Annotated in this window: 4 protein-coding genes; 3 read left to right on the forward strand and 1 reads right to left on the reverse strand. The window is 41.6% G+C overall.

Annotation, left to right across the window (positions count from 1 at the left end; all coding sequences use genetic code 11):
- Positions 1-256 precede the first annotated feature (256 nt).
- On the reverse strand, positions 257-1,441 hold the full coding sequence (locus Q0256_RS06800) for a TRAP transporter substrate-binding protein (protein ID WP_005871786.1): 1,185 nt from the start codon (positions 1,439-1,441) through the stop codon (positions 257-259).
- 121 nt (positions 1,442-1,562) lie between these two features.
- Between Q0256_RS06800 and Q0256_RS06805 the strand changes: the two genes are divergently transcribed.
- From Q0256_RS06805 to Q0256_RS06815, 3 genes are all read left to right on the forward strand, one after another.
- Positions 1,563-2,909, forward strand: coding sequence for an FAD-dependent oxidoreductase (locus Q0256_RS06805; RefSeq protein ID WP_297961497.1), 1,347 nt, complete (start codon positions 1,563-1,565; stop codon positions 2,907-2,909).
- A 312-nt stretch (positions 2,910-3,221) separates the two neighbouring features.
- Complete coding sequence (gene pyk / locus Q0256_RS06810) at positions 3,222-4,691, forward strand: pyruvate kinase (RefSeq protein ID WP_297961500.1); 1,470 nt, start codon at positions 3,222-3,224, stop codon at positions 4,689-4,691.
- A gap of 594 nt (positions 4,692-5,285) precedes the next feature.
- A complete protein-coding gene (locus Q0256_RS06815) occupies positions 5,286-6,581 on the forward strand; it encodes a hypothetical protein (RefSeq protein ID WP_297961503.1) in 1,296 nt (431 codons plus the stop codon).
- The last annotated feature ends 223 nt before the right edge of the window (positions 6,582-6,804 follow it).

The following is a 6,804-nucleotide window of genomic DNA, read 5'->3' on the forward strand; positions in this document are numbered from 1 at the left end:
TATTTTTTGTTGAATTTTGAGTAATTATTTCCTTTTTATAAGGAAAGTATAAAATTTAAAAAGATAAAATTCCATAAATTAAAATTTTAAAGATACTCCGAGCTACGCAGCTGCAAATAAGTAAATCGCCCGCATTTTAATCACCCGCGCCTCGCCTAAATTGCCTAAAATTGCCGATCAAATTTAAGCCGCATACACCTTTATCTGGCGCTTAGTTTAGCCGCGCGGCATAAAAACGCAGATAAAAAATGAAGTGCTATTTCGTTTGATTATCCTCATTTTTTGGTGCGGCAGTGCTTGCATTTATCTCGCTGGCTGCGCTATTTACGGGCTCAGGAACAGAGATTTTTTTCACCGAAGCAGTGAAATTCTGCTCGGCTTCAACATCGCCAGTTTTTTCGATATATGTAAAATCGCCCATCTTCGTCCACGTTCTAGCTTTAGCTAAAAACGCCTTTTGGCTTTCCCAAATCTCTTTGAAATCGGGATTTTTCTCGCTTTCTTCGGCTAGAATTTCATCTGTCGCCTTGCGAAGCGCACGCATAATTTCAGGCGAAAAAGAGCGAATCTGAACGTTCGGATATTTCTTTTTGATCTCGTCCCAAATTATTACGTTTTTATAAAACGTCTCGTTTTCTGCGTATTCGCGCGCCTTTGCGATCGAAGCCTCTAGGATATTTTGCAAGTCCTTAGGAAGCTTCTGCCAAGTTTGTAGATTTATCACGATCTGCTGCTCGCTAGCGGGTTCTTGCCATCCCGTATAATAGTAATTTGCGACCTTGTGAAAGCCTAGAGGTATATCAAAGCTAGGACTTGCCCACTCTACCGCATCGATGGTGCCCATCTCTAGCGCCATATATAGCTCACCTACCGGTATCGTAGCGACTGCGACGCCAAGGCGGCTCATAACCTCCCCGCCAAAGCTTGGAATTCTAAATTTAAGCCCTTTTAGATCGTCTAACGTATTAATCTCTTTTTTAAACCAGCCACCCATCTGCATGCCGCTATTTAGGATATTAAAGACCTTTAGATTGCTTTTAGCATAGAATTTATCCGCTAGCTCCTTCCCCCCGCCAAAGTAATACCAAGCGTGCTGTTCGTCTTTCGTCATACCAAAAGGCACCGTCGTAAACAGCATATTCGCGCTATTTTTGCCTTTATAATAGTAGCTCGCAGTATAGCCTAAATCGTATTGTCCGTTTTTGACCATATCATAGATCGCAAAAGGTGCTTTATGTTTGCTAGGCGCGTCGATGCTGATTTTCAGCCTGCCATCAGACATACTATCTGCAAGATCTGCCATACGCTTGGCGACATCGCCTACGATAGGCATACTAAGCTCGTAAGTCTGAGCTAGCTTAAGGCGATAAACTTTCTTATCTGCGCCCCACAGCGACGTGGCTATAATCAAACTTAATCCGACAAGAATCGATTTTTTCATATACTACTCCCAAAATGAAATGGTGCGAATTTTATATAAAATCATCTAAATTCACGCTTTTATAACTAGCTTTTAAGCGAAATTTTCGCACAATTGCAGCCAAATTCGATAAGGAAAGGGCATGCAAGAAAAACATTACGACGTAATCATCATAGGTGGCGGTATAACGGGCAGTGCGCTAGCGTACGTGCTGGCAGAATTTAGCGGAATCAAAAATATCGCTCTACTTGAAAAATACGAAGGGCTTGCGACGCTAAATTCTAAAGCCAGCGCAAACTCTCAGACGATTCATTGCGGCGACATCGAGACCAACTACGACCTGCAAAAAGCGACCGAAGTCAAGCGCAAGGCGGATATGATCGTGAAGTATTGCCAAAAGCACGGATATGAGAATAAATTTTTATTTCAGGGGCAGAAAATGGCTCTTGGCGTGGGCGAAAGCGAGGTAGAGCTAATTAAAGAGCGCTTTGAGAAATTTAAAGAGCTTTATCCGTATCTGCAGCTTTTCGACAAGGAAGAGCTCAAAAAAATCGAGCCCAAGCTAGTTTTTGATGGGCGCGGCGAGGAGCGAGCGGAGGATATCGTAGCAATGGGCGTGCAATCGGGAGTTTACACGACGATCGATTACGGCGCGATGGCGAATTCCTTCGTGCAAAACGCTAAAAACGTGGAGGGCAAAACCTGCGATCTGTATCTCAACACCGAGGTGCAAAACATCACTAAAGTAGGCGATAAGCTCTATATCCGCACCGCAAATAGACTCTCGCTAAGCGCTGATTTCGTAGTCGTAGATGCAGGCGCTCATTCGCTGTGGCTGGCGCACAAAATGGGGCTGGGGCAGGATCTTAGCACGATTTGCATTGCGGGCAGCTTCTATCTAACCAAGCAAAAGCTTCTAAACGGCAAGGTTTACATGGTGCAAAATCCAAAGCTTCCATTTGCCGCGCTTCACGGCGATCCGGATTTGCTCGCAGGCGGCTGCACGAGATTTGGCCCTACCGCGCTTACGATGCCGAAGCTTGAGCGCTACAAGGGCTGTCGTTCGGTGCCGGAATTTTTTCAGTCATTAAATTTTGACATGGACGTAGCTAAGGTCATTTGGCAAAATTTTGGCGATAGTGAGGTAAGGGATTTCTTAATCCGCAATATAGGCTTTGAGATACCGATTTTAGGCAAAAAGCTTTTCGTCAAAAATGCGCGCAAGATCATACCTAGCATCCGCGAGGAGGATATTTACTACGCCAAGGGCTTTGGCGGCGTGCGCCCGCAAGTAATCTCACACTCGCAAAAAAAGCTGCTTTTAGGCGAAGCTAGAATAGGCGAAAATCCGGGGATTATCTTTAATATGACCCCAAGTCCCGGCGCTACGAGCTGCCTAGGCAACGCGCTTCGCGACGCAAAAAGTGCCTGCGAATATTTAGGAGCGAGCTTTGATGATGCAAAATTTGACGCGGAAATGATGCAATAAAGAGGAATTTTTAAAATTTCGCTCGGGCAAGAATTTTGAAATTTTACTTCGGCGAGGACTTTAAAATTTTGCTCGCGCTTCACGTATATAGGGGATTTTAAAATTTCATTCAAACGCGAATTTTTAGAATTTAACCCGCACTGCAAGCTATGAAATTTTAAAATTTCACCATGCCGTAGAATTCTAAAATTCTCACGCACCATAAAATTTTAAAATTCCTTTGCCTAGCAAATTTTAAAATTTAGAAATTTCAAAATTTTGCGTAAAATTTCGCCCAATGCGGCGATAAATTTTAAATTTAAAGGAGAAAAGATGCTTAAAAAAACCAAAATCCTAGCGACCATCGGGCCTGCGAGCGACAGCGAAGAGATGATGAGCGCGATGGTAAAGGCAGGCTGCAACGCCTTTAGGATGAACTTCAGCCACGGCACGCACGAGTATCACGAGGTAAATTTAAACAAAATTCGCGCCGTAGAAAAGAGCCTTGGCGTGCGCATAGGCGTCTTTCAGGACATCAGCGGCCCAAAGATCCGCGTCGGCAAACTCGAGGAAAATTTTAAACTAAAAACGGGCGATAAAATCACCTTCCTTCCTCACGAAATCATCGGCAAAAAGACCGCGGAAGGCGAATACGAGCTGTGTATCAACCACCCCGAAATTTTGCCGCTGATGAAGGCGGGCGAGTTTATCTACCTCTACGACGGCTCGATCCGCGCCAAGGTAGTCGCGGTAAGCGAGCAAGGCGTGCGAACGGTGCTCGAAAACGACGGCTTTTTAAGCTCGAATAAGGGGGTGAACTTCCCAAACACCCGCCTAAATATCGACGTCATCACGCAAAAGGACTTAGAGGATCTGCGCTGGGGCGCGGCGCACGGCGTAAATTTCGTAGGCATCTCCTTCGTGCAGTCGCAAAACGACATCCTGCGCGTGCGCGAAATTTTAAACTCGCTGGGCTCAAAAGCTAAAATTTACGCCAAGATCGAGAAATTTGATGCTGTAGAAAACATCGAGCAGATCATCGAGGCAAGCGACGGCATAATGGTCGCGCGCGGAGATCTAGGCATCGAGATGCCGTTTTATGAGATCCCGCGTATCCAAAAGCGCATCATAGCGTTAGCCAACGCCCGCTCAAAGCCCGTCATCACCGCCACGCAGATGATGCTTAGTATGACCGAGCACGAGCGCGCCACCAGAGCCGAGATCAGCGACGTCGCAAACGCCGTGCTCGACGGCACCGACGCCGTGATGCTAAGCGAGGAAAGCGCCATCGGCAAAAACCCCGCGGCCGTAGTCGCCGCGATGAGCGAGACGATCCGCGAGACCGAAAAGATCTATCCTTACGATAAATTTAACGATTACGATTTCTACGACGAGACCGATATGATCACTTCAAGCACCGCAGCGCTTGCCGCAAGGCTGGGCGCAGGCGCGATACTTTCGATCACGGGCTCGGGGCGCTCGGCGATCAAACTCGCACGCAACCGCGCTAAAATCGACATCATCGCAATCGCTCACGATGAGCAGACCGCGCATGCGCTAAGTCTCGTGTGGGGCGTAAATCCAGCGATGGTCAGGGAAAAAACGAGCATCAACTCGCTACTCGCACGTATCATAAGCGAGGCTCTGCAGCGTGAGCTCATCGAGGAAGGCGGCACCTACGTGATGACGGCGGGCTTTCAAAGCGGCCATCCCGGCAGCACCGACTACATCCGCATCATCAAAAAAGATCAGATCGATTTCTACCGCAACGCGGCAAAAACGGGCTTTGAAAGTAAAATTTAAAGCGCAGCCAAAGGCCGTAAAGTCAAAGGCTGCAGCTAAATTTAATTCCGTTACGAGATTACGAGCAGCAACGTCGCGTTTATGTCGTGATAGAATTTGCTGAAATTTAATTCTATTGCGAGATGACTGAGCAGTATTTTCTAGCAACTAAAACTTTGGTGGCGCTTCGGTGGCTTTATTTCGCGCAGATCAAGAACAAGCGTGTGAACAGTTACGCCATTGATTTTAGAGCAACAGCTAGTAGATAGATATGTTTTATACAAGGATACGAGCGATTGCAAGAGCGACTACGACAAATAGTTTTTGTCGCTAGTTAACGATCAAAAGCGTGCAAAGTATAATCAGACGGTGTTTGTATGTGCATTCTCCGTGAACATTCGGGTGATTTAGACGCAAACTACGGTAATATAGAGTTCAAAAATATAGATAGCACTCTAGTCTCCATCAGTGCTAGGTGCGCTTTATCTACGATAGTGAGTTTGGGTTCAACGATAAGATCGAGATCGGCATGCAAGAATTACATGCTATAATGTTGATAGGAGCAATAGAACCCAAACACATGCAAGTACTTAGTACACAAAAAGGACAAAATAGATGATGAATAAAGAAGTTTCCAACTTTTGTAGAGATATTATTTATCTACAAAAAAATCAAGATATAATAGAAATCTATAAGTTATACTCGTATAATTCTCAAATATTTGAGAATTATACTTTTATGATTGGAACTAATGATGATACGTTTATACAACAAGATATTTTAAGGCAGATCACAAATTTAAAATATGATAAATTTTCTTTTAAAAGCTCGTTATCTGCCTACAAAAACATACTATTGCTGGATAAAAATCTCAGTAGAATCAAGAAAAATATTGACATATCTATAAATATCGACTCTAATTCCTTGGGGCTTTTTATTGAGAAAGATAAAAATAGTAATAGTTTTATTCCAAAAGGCATAGACAGCAACCCTATAGCAAAATTTGTGTTTGAAAATAACTTAGATATAAATCCGCAGCCTTATATAGATGAAGATCTTATGAATTCAAACCATACTTATTCGTTAGAATATGAAAAAGAATTACAAAAATATAATATAAAACTTAACAAACTAAGCGCTTTATTTAAATTTCAAAATTTAAATGTTAAAGATACGTCTTTACTTGATAATATAGTAAGACGCAGAATTTATTATTTTACACATAATTATCTAGACGAGGATTGCAAGCTTTGCCGTAATATGGATGGTTCTCCTATGTATTTGGATATAAGCAAAAAAGAGTATTGGTTAAATTTTAATGGATTTAAATATTCAAATCATACTTTTATATATTCATATGTGTTATTAATGTTTGTAATATCATTTAAAAGGATTAGCTATAGCAAGAAAACTATAGAATTTTCAAAAATAATGAGAAAATCTGGACCTATTTTTTTAGAAGTATTAAATTTCGCTTATGAGTATTTTAAGGATAACTCCAAAATGACAGAATTTATGAATTTTGATATAATACAGTGGAACTTAGATAAAATTTTTCAGGAAGCCAAAAATAAAGCTTGGGATATATTTTGTTTTTATGGGATTCAGTATATTGAACTGTTTAAAAACGAAAAAGCTGATTTTGGTGTTGGATTTTTCCTAAGCGGAGATAAAAAATTTATTAATGATTATATAAAATTCTCAAAAAGACGAATAGTAGTAATAAACCATAGAGAAAAAACATTTCAAGCCATTGCAGACACAAAAGAGCTAGATAAGTTATTATACGAAAATTGCTTTAACAATACTCTACCTCCAGGGTATGTTAAGCATAAAAATCTTATAGCATTATCGCTTATATTAAAAGAATATGCTGAAAAGAGAGTAAAAGAATTGAAGCTGGCATTATAACTAACTAAGTTACTAGCGATTAGTTGTGCATTTCTACAAATCACTATGTGCTTTATAGCAAAAGCGATAGAGGTAAATAAGCTTTTATAAAATTCATATTATAAGAAGTTTTTTGTGCAGTCTATTACAAAGCAAATCAAAAGTCCTACGAGTATGAGTGTGTATTTGTCTGCAATTGCTGCTCAATGAATATTTAGGCGACTGTGATATATTCTATTAAGGC

This window comes from uncultured Campylobacter sp. (assembly GCF_937949835.1).
Lineage (GTDB): Bacteria > Campylobacterota > Campylobacteria > Campylobacterales > Campylobacteraceae > Campylobacter_B.

Bases quoted from the DNA above. Each gene is read 5' to 3' on its own strand.
- Q0256_RS06800 (WP_005871786.1), bottom strand. From the start codon at position 1,441: ATGAAAAAATCGATTCTTGTCGGATTAAGTTTGATTATAGCCACGTCG.
- Q0256_RS06805 (WP_297961497.1), top strand. From the start codon at position 1,563: ATGCAAGAAAAACATTACGACGTAATCATCATAGGTGGCGGTATAACG.
- pyk (WP_297961500.1), top strand. From the start codon at position 3,222: ATGCTTAAAAAAACCAAAATCCTAGCGACCATCGGGCCTGCGAGCGAC.
- Q0256_RS06815 (WP_297961503.1), top strand. From the start codon at position 5,286: ATGATGAATAAAGAAGTTTCCAACTTTTGTAGAGATATTATTTATCTA.